Origin of the sequence: Pseudomonas sp. SMV71 (assembly GCF_052042015.1) — a bacterium.
GTDB lineage: Bacteria > Pseudomonadota > Gammaproteobacteria > Pseudomonadales > Pseudomonadaceae > Aquipseudomonas.
In genome coordinates this window covers 1-395 of sequence record NZ_JBKGGU010000062.1, presented here as the reverse complement: position 1 = coordinate 395, position 395 = coordinate 1, and the positions used below count along the sequence as shown (strand labels likewise).

Annotated in this window: 1 protein-coding gene; it reads left to right on the top strand. The window is 65.6% G+C overall.

Features of this window, described 5'->3' with window-relative positions; genetic code table 11:
* Positions 1-395, top strand: a 395-nt coding sequence (locus ACLEJQ_RS25780; RefSeq protein ID WP_440799922.1) for a hypothetical protein, incomplete at both ends; no start/stop codon positions are given.

The window sequence follows — 395 nt, the reverse complement described above, 5'->3', positions numbered from 1 at the left end:
TTGTTGATCAAGACCTTGCCCGACGGCCAGGTGATCGAATACCGCTACGACGGCCTGGGCCGGCTGGTGTCGGTCGACGACGGCACCGATCACCCGTTGGCCTTTGAATACGACGCCCAAGACCGCCTGATTGGCGAGCACCAGGGCTGGGGCACCCTGCGTTATCGCTACGACGCCTGCGGGCGCCTCAACCACCTGCGCCTGCCGGACAACAGCCAGCTGGATTTTCATCACGCCGTCGGTGGGGCGCTGACCGCCATCGACCTCAACGGTACCCGACTTACCGACCACCAGCTGCGCGGCGGTCGCGAAGTGCAACGCCAGCAAGGCCTGCTGCGCAGCCAGTACGACTACGACGAACAGGGCCGGCTCAAGGCCCAGACGGTGTGGCAACG